Annotated in this window: 13 protein-coding genes; 7 read left to right on the forward strand and 6 right to left on the reverse strand. The window is 63.3% G+C overall.

Annotation, left to right across the window (positions count from 1 at the left end):
- The first annotated feature begins 23 nt into the window (after nucleotides 1-23).
- The 3 genes from QA643_RS12610 (at nucleotide 24) to QA643_RS12620 (ending at nucleotide 5623) form a co-directional block, all read left to right on the forward strand.
- On the forward strand, nucleotides 24-3146 hold the full coding sequence (locus tag QA643_RS12610) for a CusA/CzcA family heavy metal efflux RND transporter (protein WP_283033480.1): 3123 nt from the start codon (nucleotides 24-26) through the stop codon (nucleotides 3144-3146).
- Between the two features lie 106 nt (nucleotides 3147-3252).
- Nucleotides 3253-4698 (forward strand): hypothetical protein, encoded by a 1446-nt coding sequence (locus tag QA643_RS12615; RefSeq protein ID WP_283033481.1) that lies wholly within the window; start codon nucleotides 3253-3255, stop codon nucleotides 4696-4698.
- 13 nt (nucleotides 4699-4711) lie between these two features.
- Entirely contained in the window at nucleotides 4712-5623 is a 912-nt protein-coding gene (locus QA643_RS12620; RefSeq protein ID WP_283033482.1) for a hypothetical protein, read from the forward strand.
- Here the strand turns inward: QA643_RS12620 and QA643_RS12625 are convergent.
- The gene (locus tag QA643_RS12625; protein ID WP_283033483.1) at nucleotides 5611-6576 is read right to left on the reverse strand and encodes an amidohydrolase family protein; all 966 of its coding nucleotides are present in this window, start codon (nucleotides 6574-6576) and stop codon (nucleotides 5611-5613) included. The two genes, QA643_RS12620 and QA643_RS12625, sit on opposite strands and share 13 nt — an antisense overlap.
- Nucleotides 6577-6844: 268 nt before the next feature.
- Between QA643_RS12625 and QA643_RS12630 the strand changes: the two genes are divergently transcribed.
- Entirely contained in the window at nucleotides 6845-8443 is a 1599-nt protein-coding gene (locus tag QA643_RS12630; protein ID WP_283033484.1) for an FAD-binding oxidoreductase, read from the forward strand.
- Between the two features lie 21 nt (nucleotides 8444-8464).
- On the opposite strand, the gene QA643_RS12635 is transcribed toward QA643_RS12630, so the two are convergent.
- A complete protein-coding gene (locus QA643_RS12635) occupies nucleotides 8465-9403 on the reverse strand; it encodes a LysR substrate-binding domain-containing protein (RefSeq protein ID WP_283033485.1) in 939 nt (312 codons plus the stop codon).
- A 172-nt stretch (nucleotides 9404-9575) separates the two neighbouring features.
- Between QA643_RS12635 and QA643_RS12640 the strand changes: the two genes are divergently transcribed.
- The 3 genes from QA643_RS12640 to QA643_RS12650 are packed head-to-tail and all read left to right on the forward strand — an operon-like array spanning nucleotide 9576 to nucleotide 12079.
- Nucleotides 9576-10661: a mandelate racemase/muconate lactonizing enzyme family protein gene (locus tag QA643_RS12640; RefSeq protein WP_283033486.1), complete on the forward strand. Its 1086-nt coding sequence runs from the start codon at nucleotides 9576-9578 to the stop codon at nucleotides 10659-10661.
- A gap of 32 nt (nucleotides 10662-10693) precedes the next feature.
- Nucleotides 10694-11671, forward strand: coding sequence for a tripartite tricarboxylate transporter substrate binding protein (locus tag QA643_RS12645; protein ID WP_283033487.1), 978 nt, complete (start codon nucleotides 10694-10696; stop codon nucleotides 11669-11671).
- Nucleotides 11672-11722: 51 nt separating this feature from the next.
- Nucleotides 11723-12079 carry a hypothetical protein gene (locus QA643_RS12650; protein WP_283033488.1) on the forward strand — a complete coding sequence of 119 codons (357 nt, stop codon included), beginning with the start codon at nucleotides 11723-11725 and terminating at the stop codon, nucleotides 12077-12079.
- 36 nt (nucleotides 12080-12115) lie between these two features.
- Here the strand turns inward: QA643_RS12650 and QA643_RS12655 are convergent, their stop codons facing one another.
- Genes QA643_RS12655 through QA643_RS12670 form a run of 4 tightly spaced genes read right to left on the reverse strand, consistent with a single transcriptional unit; the run spans nucleotide 12116 to nucleotide 14974 of the window.
- Nucleotides 12116-12460 (reverse strand): hypothetical protein, encoded by a 345-nt coding sequence (locus QA643_RS12655; protein ID WP_283033489.1) that lies wholly within the window; start codon nucleotides 12458-12460, stop codon nucleotides 12116-12118.
- Complete coding sequence (locus tag QA643_RS12660; protein WP_283033490.1) at nucleotides 12450-13550, reverse strand: hypothetical protein; 1101 nt, start codon at nucleotides 13548-13550, stop codon at nucleotides 12450-12452. The genes QA643_RS12655 and QA643_RS12660 overlap by 11 nt, the downstream gene beginning before the upstream one ends.
- Entirely contained in the window at nucleotides 13543-13965 is a 423-nt protein-coding gene (locus QA643_RS12665; protein ID WP_283033491.1) for a hypothetical protein, read from the reverse strand. Before QA643_RS12665 ends, QA643_RS12660 begins: the two co-directional genes overlap by 8 nt.
- A gap of 37 nt (nucleotides 13966-14002) precedes the next feature.
- A complete protein-coding gene (locus QA643_RS12670; RefSeq protein ID WP_283033492.1) occupies nucleotides 14003-14974 on the reverse strand; it encodes an alpha/beta hydrolase in 972 nt (323 codons plus the stop codon).
- Between the last annotated feature and the right edge of the window lie 149 nt (nucleotides 14975-15123).

Genomic DNA, 15123 nt, shown 5'->3' on the forward strand with positions numbered 1-15123 from the left:
CCTCACTGAAAGCTTCGATCTGAATGGATCGCCTGATTGCCCTAGCTGTCAGCCGCCGTTATTTGATGGTCGGCATGTTCGTCGCGGTGCTGATTGGCGGCGTGCTTGCATTCAAGCAGCTCAACATCGAGGCCTATCCCGATCCGACCCCGCCGATGGTCGACATCGTGACGCAGAGCCCGGGCCTGTCGTCGGAAGAGATCGAGCGCTACATCACGATCCCGATCGAGACCCAGGTCGCCGGCATCAAGAACCTGCGCACCATCAGAACCATCTCGCTGTACGGCCTGTCCGACGTCAAACTGCAATTCTCCTTCGACTACACCTATGAAGAGGCGTTGCAGCAGGTGCTGAACCGCCTCGCACAATTGCCGCCGCTGCCAGGCAATGTGCAGCCGACCATCTCGCCGCTCAGCCCGATCGGCGAGATTTTTCGTTATCGGCTGAAGGGACCGCCGAACTACAGCGTGCTCGACCTCAAGACGCTGCAGGACTGGGTATTGCAGCGCCGCTTCCGTGCCGTGCCCGGCGTCATCGACGTCACCGGCTGGGGCGGCAAGACCAAGACCTATGAGCTGCAGGTCGATTTCAACAAGCTGGTCGCCAATGGGCTGACGCTGCCGCAGGTGCTGCAGGCGGTCGGCAACGCCAACATCAATGTCGGCGGCAACACCGTCAACATCGGCGCGCAATCCGCCGTGGTGCGCGGCGTCGGCCTGATCCGCTCGATCGACGACCTCAGCAACACCATGGTGTCGCAGTCCGGCGGCAACCCGGTGCTGGTTCGCGACATCGCCCATGTCACGATCGGCGAGAAGCCGCGGCTCGGCATCGCCGGCCTCGACCAGGACGACGACATCGTGCAGGGCATCGTCCTGATGCGGCGCGGCGAGCAGAGTTCGCCGACGATTGCCCGCGTCGAAAAGCTGGTCCACGACATCAACCATTCCTCGATCCTGCCGCCCGGCGTGAAGATCGAGCGCATCTACGATCGCAAGGACCTGATCGACCTCACCACCCACACCGTGCTGCACAACATGGTGGTCGGGATACTGCTCATCGTGCTGCTACAGTGGATATTCCTCGGCGATCTCCGCAGCGCGCTGATCGTCGGCGCGACGATTCCGTTCGCGCTGTTCTTCGCCGTCATCATCCTGGTGCTGCGAGGCGAATCCGCCAATCTCTTATCGGTCGGCGCGATCGATTTCGGACTGATCGTCGATGCCACCGTGATCATGGTAGAGGCGATCTTCCGGCGCCTGACGCAGACCACCGCACTGTCGGAGGCCGAGGAGAGCCACATCTCGTTCGAGACCACCATGGGCATGAAGAGCCACGCCATCATGTCCGCGTCCGCCGACGTGTCGCGCTCGATCTTCTTTGCCGCCGCCATCATCATCGCCGCCTTCCTGCCGCTGTTCACGCTGAGCGGTGTCGAAGGCAACATCTTTGGCCCGATGGCGCGGACCTACGCCTATGCGCTCGCGGGCGGACTGCTGGCGACTTTCACCGTGACGCCTGCGTTGAGTGCTATCATCCTGCCCGCGCACATGCAGGAAACCGAGACCCGCATCATGGCGTTCCTGCATTGGCTCTATATGCCGATTCTAAGAAGAGCGATTGCGAACCGCCGGATCGTCATGATCGGTGCCGCAGGCCTGGTGCTGCTCACCATCGCGCTCGCGCGCCTGCTTGGCCTCGAATTCCTGCCCAAGCTGGAGGAAGGCAATTTGTGGATCCGCGCCACGCTGCCGCCGACCATCTCGCTGCAGGAGGGCAACGCCTACGTCAACGAGATGCGCAAGATGATCCGCGCGCGGCCCGAGGTGGAATCGGTAGTGTCGCAGCACGGCCGCCCGGACGACGGCACCGACGCCGCCGGCCTGTTCAATGCCGAGTTCTTCGCGCCCTTGAAGCCGATCACCGAATGGCCCGGCACCCGCGACAAGGACGAGCTGACGGCCCAACTGCTCGGACAGCTGCAGGACAAATTCCCCGGCGTCGAATTCAACTTCTCGCAATATCTGCAGGACAACGTCTCGGAAGCGGTGTCGGGCGTCAAAGGCGAGAACTCGATAAAACTGTTCGGCAACGATCTGCAGGCGCTGACCGATACCGCCAACAAGATCAAATCCGTGCTCGGCACGGTGCAGGGCGTCACGGATCTGGCCGTGTTCACCTCGCTCGGCCAGCCGACCATCCAGATCGATATCGACCGCGCACGGGCGGCGCGCTATGGGCTATCGCCCGGCGATATCAACGCCACCATCAAGGTCGCGGTCGGCGGCGACAGCGCCGGCGATCTCTATGAACCCGGCAGCGACCGGCATTTCCCGATCATCGTTCGCCTCGCGCCGGAATATCGCAAGAGCGCGGAGGCGATCCATAATTTGCGGATCGGCGTCGCCGGGCAGGGTGGGGCGATCTCGCAGATCCCGCTCAGCGAGGTCGCCTCGATCAACCTGATCTCGGGCGCCGCCTATATCTACCGCGAGGGGCAGGAGCGCTATCTGCCGATCAAGTTCTCGGTGCGCAACCGCGACCTTGGCAGCGCGATCCATGAGGCGCAGGACAAGGTCGCCGAGCAGGTCCAGCTTCCGCCGGGATCGAGGATCGAATGGGTCGGCGAGTTCGGCAACCTCAAGGACGCGATCCGGCGGCTGTCGATCGTGGTCCCGATCAGCCTTGCCCTGATCGGCGTGCTCTTGTTCTTCAATTTCGGCTCGATGGTCGACACGCTGCTCGCCATGAGTGTGATCCCTATGGCGATCTTCGGCGGCGTGCTCGGATTGTTCATCACCGGCATTCCCTTCAGCGTGTCGGCGGCGATCGGCTTCATCGCGCTGTTCGGCATCGCCGTGATGGACGGCATCATCATCCTGTCGCAGTACAACCAGCTGATCGATGAAGGCTATGAGCGGATCCGCGCGGTGATCCGCACCGGCGAATTGCAGCTCCGGCCGGTGCTGATGACCTGCGTGGTGGCGGGCGTTGGCCTATTGCCGGCGGCGGTGTCGGAGGGGATCGGCTCGCAGGTGCAAAAGCCGCTGGCGATCGTGGTCGTCACCGGCATGATGCTGGCCCCGCTCGTCATCCTGGTGACGCTCCCGGTGCTGATCTCGGTCTTCTCGCGCCGCGCCCGGTGATGGGCATGTGGGCACATGCCCATGTTTCCTGCCCACTCGATTTGTGGTTGACGCCTTCCCGTGGCCGTTCCTTGATACCTGCAGGGAAAAACCGCAGGAGCAAGCCATGCGGGCCGAGGAAAGCCAGGGACATGCCAACGGCCACGTGCCGCCGGCGAAATCGCCGGCCACGGCCGAGCAGATACTCGGAGAAATCCGCGAGTTCTGCCGTCAGACCCAGACCGCTGAATCGACCTTCGGGCGGCTGGTCGTCAATGACGGCAAGCTGGTCTCGCGGCTGCGCGACGGCGCGCGGATCACGACCGGCACGCTCGACAAAGTCCGCGCCTATCTCGCCGAGCACCAGCCCGCCTCAAGCGTAAATGGCGGCCAGTCGCCGCCGGCCGCGAAGCCGCAAAATGGCGTCGCCGCGGCGCCGGCGGTGGCGCCCCCAGGCTTCCGGTTCTTCGACAACCGGCAAAAATACCTGCTGTTCGTCTCGACCTGCAGCGAGAAGACCGAGGTCGGTAACCGCATCTCACTCGAGCTCGGCAATCTGCAGCCCGCGCCGCCGGCGCTGCGCATCTTCGACGCCGGCGTCGGCGACGGCACGGTGCTGTCGCGGGTGATGCGGGCGGTGCACGCACGCTTCCCGACGATGCCGCTCTATGTCGTCGCCAAGGAGATCAGCTACGAAGACGTCCGCCTGATGCTGGAGAAAATGGCGGACCGCCTGTTCGAGCATCCCGCCACCGTGCTCGTCGTCACCAACCTCTATTATGCCGAGGCGCCGTGGCTGACGCCGCGCTCGGTGACATCGGCGCACGGCCTGATCTGGAAGGACGTCACACTGACCGGCAATACCGCGCACGGCTTTGCCGAGCAGATCGGCCAGCTCGAAGGCTTCCTGGCCGAGAACTGGCGCGCCGGCATCAGCCCGGTTACCGGCAATCCGGTCTACCAGCGCCCGGTGATCCTGACACTGCGGCGCGAGGACCATTCGTTCCTGCTCGATCCGATCATGCCGCGGCCGGGGCGGGTGATGGCAGACTATGATCTCGTCATCGCCTCGCAGCCCTACCGGGCGCGGGCGAGCGTCGAGTTCAAGGCTTCGAAGGTCATCACGCCGCTGGTCAAGTCGCTGCGGCCGGGCGGGCGGCTGATCGGCATCCATTCGCACGGCAAGGATCCCGGCATCGAAATCATCGATCAGGTTTGGCCCGGCGATGATCCCTTCAAGACCGACCGCTACGCGATCCTGCGCCAGGTCAAGCACGAGCTTGGCGCGGCGGCCCGCCACTATAATTTCAATGCCTCCTCCGACGCGCGCTCGATCTTCCGTTACCACATGCACACGCTGCCGGATGAGGTCAGCGGCCCGATCGGAACGTCGACGCTGTTCGCCGCCTGGAACGCCGCGATCTACGTCGCGCAGATCGAGGACAACAGGCTGTCGGAAGTGGTTCGCGACGGCCGCTATCTCGAGGCGACCGACCGCGTGCTGCAGAAGCATGGCGGCCTCTGGTTCAACGACGAGACCTACGTGATCTCGCGCCGCCGCGCACCGGCCTGACGAGGAGGCGCCGGTGACCGTCTCCGTTCAGTCATCCGACCGTCTCGCCGCGCTGCTGCCTGCGGCCTCGGTCGAAATCTCCTCACGCGGGCACCAGGTCGCGGAATTGCGCGATCATTTCGCTGAAGGCACCGACGTCACCATCACCTTCCTGCCCGGCGACCATTATCGTCACAACGTAGAAACCGCCGCCGCGCTGCGCCGCGCCGGCTATAATCCGGTGCCGCATATCGCCGCGCGCGAAATGGCTTCGCGGGAGGCGCTGGGCGATTTTCTCGCGCGGGCGCGGGGCGAGGCCGATGTCTCGCGCATCGTGCTGATCGCGGGCGATGTCGCCGCAGCCAGAGGCCCATTCAAATCAACGCGCGACGTTGCCTCAAGCGGCTTGCTCGAGGCGCATGGAATTGCGTGTGTCAGCGTGGCCGGTCATCCCGAGGGCCATCCCTATCTCGAACTGCCGGAGGCGCTTGACGGCCTGAAGGCATGGCGCGACTGGTCTCGGCAGACGGGCACGCGGGTCGATGTCGTCACGCAATTCTGCTTCGAGAGCACGCCAATCCTGCAATGGATCGGCGCACTCGATAAAGGGGGCATCGATCTGCCTGTCATCGTCGGCCTCGCCGGCCCGGCCACGCCCGCGACGCTGACAAAGTTCGCGCTCCGCTGCGGCATCGGCAATTCCATGCGCGCGCTGCGAGCCCAGATCGGCCGGTTCGGCCGGCTGCTGACGGATACCGGGCCGGACGAGGTCATGAGAGGGCTGCGGTCGGCGCCGACAGGCGCGACCGCTGCGATCACAGGATTTCACCTCTTCCCGTTCGGTGGCCTGCGCAAGGCCGGCAACTGGCTGCGCGATTACGACCGCGACCCGCTCCCACCTGCGGAGCGCGTCGCGGCCGCGCATGCCGGGCTTCAGAACCCGTAGAGCTGCGCTGGGTTGTCGACCAGAATCTTCTTGCGGACGGCGGCATCCGGTGCCCACACCGGAAGCTGGTTCAACAGCCGGCCATCGTCGATCTGGAATAGCGGCGTGACGTCGGTGATCTGCTTGCCCGGCGGGGTGACGGAATCCGGATGCGGCCAGTCGGTGCCCCAGACGATGCGGTCGGGATTGGCCCCGATCAAGGCCTTAGCGAGCGGAATGCAGTCGGTGTAGTCGGGCCCGAGTTTCGAGGCGCGATAGGCCCCGGAAATTTTCACATAGGCCTTGCCGGCTTTGACGAGATCGACGAGGTCGGCAAAGCCGGGCTGCTCGACGCCGAGCGCGGCCTGCGCGCCGCCGAAATGATCGAAGACGACTGGCACCGGCGAAGCCATGACCAGATCCTTGACCGCCGTGATCAGCGGCATATTGGTATAGATCTGCACGTGCCAGCCACGCGCCTTCATGCGCTCGACGGCGGTCGTAAATCGGGGACGGGCGACGTTGGGATCGTTGACGCCGCCGGTTGCGAGGTTGACGCGCACGCCGCGGATGCCGGCCTTGCCCATGAGGTCGAGATTGCTGTCCGAGGTCTTGTCGTCGATCACGGCAACCCCGCGCGCGGTCGGGCCACGTGCTGCCATGCCGAACAGCGTGGCCGAATTGTCGGTGCCGTAGATCGAGGGCGTGACGATCACCACCCGCTCCATGTGCAGCGCCTTGTGCAGCGCCGTCATCTCCTCGGGCGAGGCCAACTCGGGCGTGTAGACGCGGCCGGAGAAAAACGGATATTTCGCAGGGTCCGGGTGAATATGGGTGTGGCAGTCGCAGGCGCCGGCGGGCACGTCGAAATTCACGGGCGTTGCGGGCTGCGCCGCTTTGGCAGAGGCGGTTCGGCTCTTCATCATGACTCCGGCGGCGATCGAGGCAAGCATCATACTGCGTCGCGTCAGCATTGGCGTTCTCCCTGGACAATGTTGTTGATTGTTGACGTCTGACGGGCGGGGCGTCCGTCAATTCCAGCGTTCTCCCATTCCGGCGCCGAGCGTTGCTTCGCCCGTTATGCGGCCCGCGAAGCTTATCGGCAGAAGTGAGGCGCGGGAAGGGCGGGCATCGCCGAGTTGTCGATTCGCGAACGCAGCCCGCCCATCGAACCGGAAGGCCGTCCGATTTGACTAATCACCCGCCCGCCCGGAATATCTCGCCATCCTCTGGAATCACTTCATGCGAAAATTTTCAAAAAGGTTCAAAACCGGCGCGTCGGTCGTTGCCGTAGTCGTCGTGCTGCTCGGCATTTACAGCTACCGCAAGCTTCAGGCGCTGGCGGCTGATCCCACCGGCGAGAAGGATTGCGGGCCGGCGGCCGGTGGTGGCGAGCAGGCGAAAATCGATCTGGAGCGGGTCAAGGCGATTGCGCCGCTCAAGGACGTGAAATGGTCGCAGCTCGGCGGCAGCATCAATGATGCAAGCTGTCTCAACAAGACCGAAATCTACGGCGTGGTCGAGGTGCGCAGCGTCGAGGATATTGCGAAGACGCTGGCCTTTGCGCATGACAACAAGCTGTCCGTCACCACGGCCGGCGTCCGCCACAGCATGGGCGGGCACGCATTTCGCCAGGGCGGCATCGTCCTGGACATGCGCGGTTTCAACAAGATCGTGCTCAACGAGAGCGCGCGATCGGTGACGGTGCAGCCGGGTGCGACCTGGCACGATATCCAGAACGTGCTGCACCCGCGCTTTGCGGTTCGCGCGATGCAGTCGACCGACATCTTCACGGTCGGCGGCTCGATCTCGGTCAACGCCCACGGCATGGACCACCAGGCCGGCGCGCTCTTAAAGTCGATCAAGTCGATGAAGGTGATGCTGGCGGATGGTTCGCTGAAGACCGTATCGGCGACGGAGAATGCCGATCTGTTCAATCTCGTGGTCGGCGGCTACGGCCTGTTCGGCGTCATTATCGAGGCGGAGCTCGATATTGCAGACAACCTCGTTTACCAGACCGGCCGCCGCGTGCTGGATTACGAGGAATTTCCGGCGCTGTTCGCCGGCGAGATCGAGAAGAACAGCGATATCGGCCTGATGTACGGTCATCTCTCGACTGCGCCGAGCAGCTTCCTGAAGGAGCTATTGCTCTATACCTACACCAAGGTTGACGGCAGCGACTTCAAGCGGCAGCCGCTCGGCGAAGTCTCCGGCGTCAAGCTACGCCGGCTCACGGTCAATCTCTCCAAGCAGGGGCGGCTGTTTCAGGAAATGAAATGGCTGTCGGAGAAGCATATCGAGCACCGCATGGAAAACTGCACGGTGACACGCGCGCAGGCGATCGGATCGGCGGAAGCCTGCCTCGTCAACCGCAACGATCCCATGCACGATTCCGTGCCTTACTTACGCAACTCGCTGCCCAACGATACCGACATCCTCCACGAATACTTCATCCCGCGCAGCCAGTTCGTCTCGTTCGTCGACGGCATGCGCAAGGTGCTGACCGACAACAAGACCAACCTCTTGAACGCGTCGGTCCGCGTCGTGCATCAGGAAAGCAATTTCCTGACCTATTCGCCGGAGCCGGCGTTCTCGCTGGTGCTCTACATCAACCAGACCACGGATGACGAGGGCAACCGGCGCATGAAGAAGGCGACGGAGGAACTGATCGATCTCACCATCGCGCACCAGGGCCGATTCTTCCTGCCCTATCAGCTCTATTATTCGAAGGACCAGCTGCAACGGTCATATCCGCAAATCAACGACTTCTTCGCAGCGAAGCGGAAATATGATCCGGGTGAACTGTTCACGAATACGTTCTATCAGAAGTACGCGTCGTAACGCTCGTTCCGATTGGGTCGATCAAGGTCGTTTCCGCAGCGGTGGGGGCGGGGCCGGGTTCACGAGCGGAGCGCTGTTGGCAGCCAGCAGATCGTGAACGACCTTGATAAACTCCTGCGACAGCCGGGATTGCGCCTGATGGCGCGGCTGGATGAAGCGCCCGATGACATTCACTGCCGGGTTGAATGGGCGCAGCACAAGATCATCTCCCGGGGCGCCCATGAGGCTTATACCGTCCAAAAGTGCGACCCCGGCGCCGGCCCGTACCAGGGCGCATGCGACGGTCGATTGCGAAACCTCGATGGCAGCATGCAGGGGAACGTCGGCATCTGCATAGACGCGCATTGCCAGCGCACCAAGCGGAAGATGTTTGCCGAGGCAGATGAGTGTCTCACGCTCGAGGTCCGAAGCCGTCACGCTCGCTTGTTTCGAGAGCCTATGGTTGCGTGGCATGACGCATCCGAACACGGTCGAGCACAGGGGCGCGATCGATATCCCCGGCACTGAAATCGAATCGATGATGAAGCCGAGATCGGCTTGATGAAGGGCCACGCCAGTGGCCACTTGCAGGGCGCTCATCACCTGCAGGGTGATGGTGACTTCCGGCCGCGTCGCGCGAAATCGCTCGACCGCAACGGGCAGAAGCGCGTTTGCAAAGGCCGAAATGGCGGCAATTCGTAACACGCCTCCCTGGCCCGAATGCAATTCGTCCGTACGCCGCTGGATCGTATCAAGCGCGGCGAACACGGCGGTCGTTTCGGGGAAAAGGACGTGCGCCTCGGCGGTCGGCAACAGGCGCTTGCTGCGCCGCAGGAAGAGGGCGAACCCCACTCGCTTCTCCGCCTGCTGCAGGATACGGCTGACCGCCGGCTGGGAAATATGCAGCGCTTCGGCGGCTGCCGTGATGGTGCCGAGCTCCATGACGCGACGGAATACATCGAGTTCGCGCAGGCTGAGCATCCATAACCCCAAGGCATGATTGGTATAGGAATTTGTATTAGAAACACATGACATCCCGAGCGACAATACTGGCGAATGATCCACCACGTTCATCGCCCGGCGGCGTTGCCTGCCGCCGGAGGCAGAATTTGAACGCCGGAAACGTCGCAGAGGTGTTCGGGTGAAAGCGCAATTGATCGCCGACGTCGCAGCGATTCCGTTGCGCATCCCGTTCGATCACTGGGCTCCTCCGCCGCTGTTTGCAGGCCGGCCGCGCACGACAATGGATTCCGTGCTGGTGCGCGTCGCCACCGATGGGGGATTGGTCGGTTGGGGTGAGGCCTATGGCAGCACCTGGCCGGCAATCGTTTCGATGTGCCGGGACTGGATAGCACCGCTCGCGGTCGGCCAAAGTGTGGAGGACGTCGAGCTGTCGCCACGCCTGGAACGCCTGATGCACAATCTCGGCCGGGCCGGGCCAAGCATACATGCGCTCAGCGGATTGGACATCGCGTTGTGGGATCTCCGCGGCAAGATCGCCGGTGTACCGGTTTCAACGCTGCTCGGCGGGCGCAAGCGTGCTCGGATCGAGGCATACGCCTCGTTGCTGCAGTACAATGGTTCAGTCGGCCACGTCCGGAATGCGGTCAGGCGCGCGCTCGACGCTGGCTATCGGCAGATCAAGCTGCATGAGCGCACGACAGAGGCCGTCGTGGGCGCCCGCGCGGAAGCGGGGCCGGAGGCGCCGCTGATGGTCGACACCAATTGCGCCTGGCTTCCCGACCAGGCAACGGCAGCCGTCACGGCGATGGCGGCATCGAACCTGCTGTGGATCGAGGAGCCGATCTGGCCGCCGGAGGACTTTACCTCGCTCGCCGCGCTTCGGAAGGCCACGGGTGTTGCCACCGCCATCGGCGAAAATGCATCCGGCGTGCTCGACTTCCGCAAGATGATCGACGCGCAATCGGTCGATTACGTGCAACCCAGCGTCATCAAGATCGGTGGTTTGACGAACCTGTGGCGCATATGCACCGGGGCAGAAAATGCCGGCGTGACCTGCGTTCCGCATGCGCCGTTCTTTGGTCCGGGCTATCTCGCCACCTTACATGTACTCGCGGCCAAGGAGCGGGAAAGTCCGCTCGAGCGCTTCTTCTTCGATATGGCATTCCTGCCGTTCCGGGACACCGTCGCGGTCTCCCGCGGGTATGTCGACGTCCCCGATGGTGCAGGTCTGGGCGCCGACCCCGAGGATGAATTGATTGAAAGATATCGTGTCTGACGTCCACCACGCCTGTCCCGAGGAAAATAAAAATGCACAGGTTTGACCGACGATCGATACTCCTTGGCCTTGCCTTGACACCGCTTGGCGCGGCCGCAGATCAGGCGTGGGCGCAGGAATATCCGCAGCGGCCCGTTCGGGTGATCGTGCCCTACGCGGCTGGCGGCGCCTCGGACATCGTGGCGCGCCTCGTTACTTCCTACATGGCCAAGGAACTCGGTCAGATGTTCGTGGACAACCGTGGGGGCGGCGCCAGCATAACTGGCACTCAGGCGATCGCGACATCCCAGCCGGACGGGTACACCGTTGGTGTCATCGACACGGCTTTCACCATCAATCCGGGCCTGTTCGGCGCCCGGCTGCCGTACAACACTCAGAACGACTTCGCGCTGGTGTCGCTGTTTGCGCGCAGTTCGCTTGTGCTCGTGGTGCCGGCATCTCTGCCGGTCAACGGCCTGCAGGATCTGGTCGCGCTCGCCAGGGCCAAGCCCGGTACGGTCACCATGGCGTCGGCAGGTCTCGGCACCGCGATCCATCTTGCATGCGAGCAGTTTCGGCAAGCCGCGGGCATCGAGACCATCCACGTCCCCTATCGTGGAGGCGGCCCCTCGATCATCGATCTGCTCGCCGGAAAGGTCGATTTCACGTTCGGCACGATCCCGGCGATCCTGGAGCATGTTCGCAGCGGTCAGTTGAAAGCCCTCGGCATCACGACGGGAGGTGTCGATGTGCTGCCGGGGGTACCGACCATGGCTGAATCCGGACTGCCGAATGTAGATGCCGCCGCCGAATTCGGAATGATCGCTCCGGCTCGCATACCGGAGCCGATCATGACCAGGCTCAGCACGGTCGCGCAGAACGTGCTGCAGATGCCGGAACTGCGCCGCCGCATGACGGAGATCGGATTCGAGGCGGTCGGCATGGCGCCCAAGGAATACAGCGCGCATATCGAGGGCGAAATCGCCAAGTGGACGCGTGTAATCGCGGCCGGCAACATCAAGGCGGAGTGAAACTGGCTGCTACGGCAGTGCTGACTTCGTGTCATCAACGGTGCCAGCACTTTGGCGGTGCTCGGCGAAGTGGAGCGGCAATCCAATCTATTGCAGGAAATCTCGCAACCTGCCGAGCTCAACCGCGAGTTCGGCAGAGATTACTGCGGGGATCAGGTCGCCCTGTGGGGCGGTGTGAATCTCGTAGAGATGACGTTGGCCAAGCGGGAGCTTCAGGAACTTTGTGATGCATTCGTCCAGGGTGCCATCAAGGACCGAGTACGGAACGGGCCAACGTGCATCTTTGACGCGTTCGTTGTTTTTCGAAGGCCATTTCTTGAGAACGGCAGGAGAGGTGAAATTCGTTTGCGGCTCCTTGAGGACTTGCTTCCAGGGCAGAACGCCAGCTCGGCCAGCAGTATACAGTGATTTCGGCCGAAAGCGTTATCAGCTGCCGGAGCACCATCAAAGTTGTGCGGTGGATCGCTTGGGCGGCAGGCCGCTGCAGCCGCCCGCTTGCTCGGCGTCCAGCACCAGCAGTGCGCCGGCCGCGTAGAGACGACCGACGAAGTCAGCGTCGTCGGATCGCGCGATGGTAACGTAGTTGTTCGACGCAAGTATGCGGCCATTGGCCTTGGCGATGGCCGCAAAGGCCTGCGACGGGGGACCGATGACGGCCATCGACTTGCCTGGTGTCGAACCAAAGGTCAGCGCAACGACCACCGCAAGCCAGCCGACGATCACAACAGCGATCGCGCCTGCAATCCGGCCCCATGGTCCGGCCCTGTGCTGACGTCCGTCAGTAGTCATAGAAGTGCTCAATGCTTGCACCTTTGGCTTTGAGCTCACGGTTGATGTCGACGAGCTTGTCGATCCTGGCTTTCAGGCCGGCGCGGCGAAAGCCGGGCCGCGCATCCAGCGCCAGTGAAAACAGCTCGGTCGTACCCTTGATATCGAGTTTGGCGGGATCGGGCGCGATCACCGTGATAAGGATGTCGTGATTGCCGGCGACCTCCGCAAGGCCAAAACCCTTGTCCAGCAGGCCCTGGACGATCTCGGTGAAGTCCTTGTAGCGCGGCGTCTGCACCAGCTGCCATTGCGGCGTCAGCGTCCGGACTGGCTTGATGCGCGGCTCCTTTGCGATCACCTCGGGCGGCAATGTCGCGACCACGAACATGATGTCGCGCGGCTCGCTATCATTGCTGGCGTCGAGCGCCTTCTGGATCAGCGAGGCATAGCCGATCTTCGCAAAATATTCGGTGCCGAGCGCGAAGTCGCGTTCAAAGCTGCGCAACTTGCTTGGCGTCGGCGCCGAGATCGCCAACAGGCCGTCGAGCTTCTCGCGGAACGGATACTTGTACCAGGGGATGGTGTAGAGGAAGGCGGCATAGTCCTGCAACACGGCGCGGCCGAACTCGTCCTGCGGCGTGCGCTTCTCGCCCCTGATCCACTCGAAGACGCGGCCGATGGTGTTCTCGTAAAAGCCCTTGATGGCGTATTCGACGGAATAGCTGATGCCGATGACATAGATCATCGTCTTCACCTCCGTGAGCGATTCTCCCGTCGCCGGCACCGCGCGGTTGATGGTGCAGAAGCTGCGCCAGAAGCCGAGGATGTGACCGAGATAGCCGAAATGGCTTTCGCTGGAGCGATCGAGGAAGCGGCCGAAATCTTCGAAGGAATAGACGATGTACCACTCCGGGAAGGTGAAGTAGGTGTTGTTCAGCTTGCGCCGGTAGCCCGGCTCGTCGACGGCGGGCAGCGTGATTGCAGGCCCCGCCGGCGCCGACGGGCTCGCCTCGGGCCGGCAGGTGCCCTCGATATAGGCCAGCGGCAAAAGCACCGTCAGCGCAATCAGGATTGCGACGACCGCGAGGATGCGCCGCAGCCATTTAAGCATGAACGGCGGTCCGCGTCCGCGGCGCGAGCAGGTAGCCGATCAGGATCGCCACGCCGCCGAGGCCGAGATGCGGGGCGTTGGCGAAGAACCGCGTCGAGAGCGGCAGGTTGAGAACGCCATTGATCAGGATGCCGAAATCGAGATAGCCGCTGCCGGTCAACAGGCCGAGCACGCCGTCGGCAAAGTAGAATGCGCCGAACAGTTGAAAGAATAATTCGGAGGCGCGACGCGAGGTCAGCGCGGCCGCGGCCGCCCACAGCGCCGAGACGAGATGCAGCCCGTCGGCGTACCAGGTGCGGCGAAACAGGCCGAAGATCATGTCGTTGGCGTCAATGAAGGCGGGGATATAGCCGGTGAGGATCACGAAGCCGAGCAGGGCGGCGTAGCCCCAAGCGCACAGTCTGATGATGTCCATGATATCTCCGGCCACTTTTTCCGAATCTCGACCCAGTCTAGAGTTTTGCAAGCGTCTTGAGCAGGGCGTCGTTGAACATGGTGGGGTCCTCGATCTGTGGAATGTGGCCGAGCCCCGGCAGCAGCGTGAGCTCCGTCTCGGGCGGCAGCAGCGTCTGGAGGTCGCGCGCCTGCTCGACCGGGGTGATGGTGTCCTTGTCGCCCCAGAGGATCGCGACCGGGACTTCCAGCTTTGCATAGGCACTGCGATCCGCGCTTGCCGCATTCGTGTCGCTGCCGAGGAAATAATACAGCCAGTCGGCGATGTCGCTGGTGCTGTCGCGCTGCGTCAGCGGCCGTTGCAGGATCGCGACATATTCCGGCAGCGCACGCTCCTTCTTCGCGATCATCGATTGCAGCAGCATCTGCGTCGCGATCGGATTGGTGATGGTGAGCGACACCAGGATTTCGCGGATCCATTGCGGCCGGATCACCCAAGGTGCGGGCGAGGGCGCGGCCATCAATCCGAGCGCGGCATCGACCAGCACCAGGCCGCGCGCCCTATCAGGATATCGCATCACGAACTCGGTCGCGGCACCGGCGCCGAAGGAGTGGCCGACGATGATGGCGGGCGGGGCCTCCAGCGCCTCGAGCACGTCGTGGATTCGCCCGGCCTGGTCTTCCCGCGTATAGCTGCCGGGGCGATCCGAGAAGCCGAAGGGCGGCAGGTCAAGGGCGATCACGCGAAAGCCGGCCTCCGCCAGCACGCCGCTGGTATGCCGCCATAGCTCGCTCCATGCCGCCGTGCCGTGAAACAGCACCACGGGAATGCCGTTCGCCGGCCCTTTCTTCTGCACGAAGACGCCGCCCGAACGCGTCGGCACCAGATGGCCGCTCCGCGGCGCCAGTTGGGCGCGCAGGCCGGTCTCCCGTATCGAGGCCGCCATGCGAAACGAGGTGATCAGAAGGATGATCGCCAGGACGAGGACCAACAGGCCGTTGGCCGACCAGCGCAGGATGTTTGAAACCACGAGGCCTCGCAAGATCGGTCCAGCAAAGCAGGGGCAGGAACGGGCCTGAGTTTTAGGCCAACGCCGGTTACTGGCGATTGAAAATATCCGACATGATCAGCGCTCGGTTAACACCGCCGTCATTCCGGGATGGTCCGAAGGACCAGACC

Source organism: Bradyrhizobium sp. CB3481, from assembly GCF_029714305.1.
Classification (GTDB): domain Bacteria; phylum Pseudomonadota; class Alphaproteobacteria; order Rhizobiales; family Xanthobacteraceae; genus Bradyrhizobium.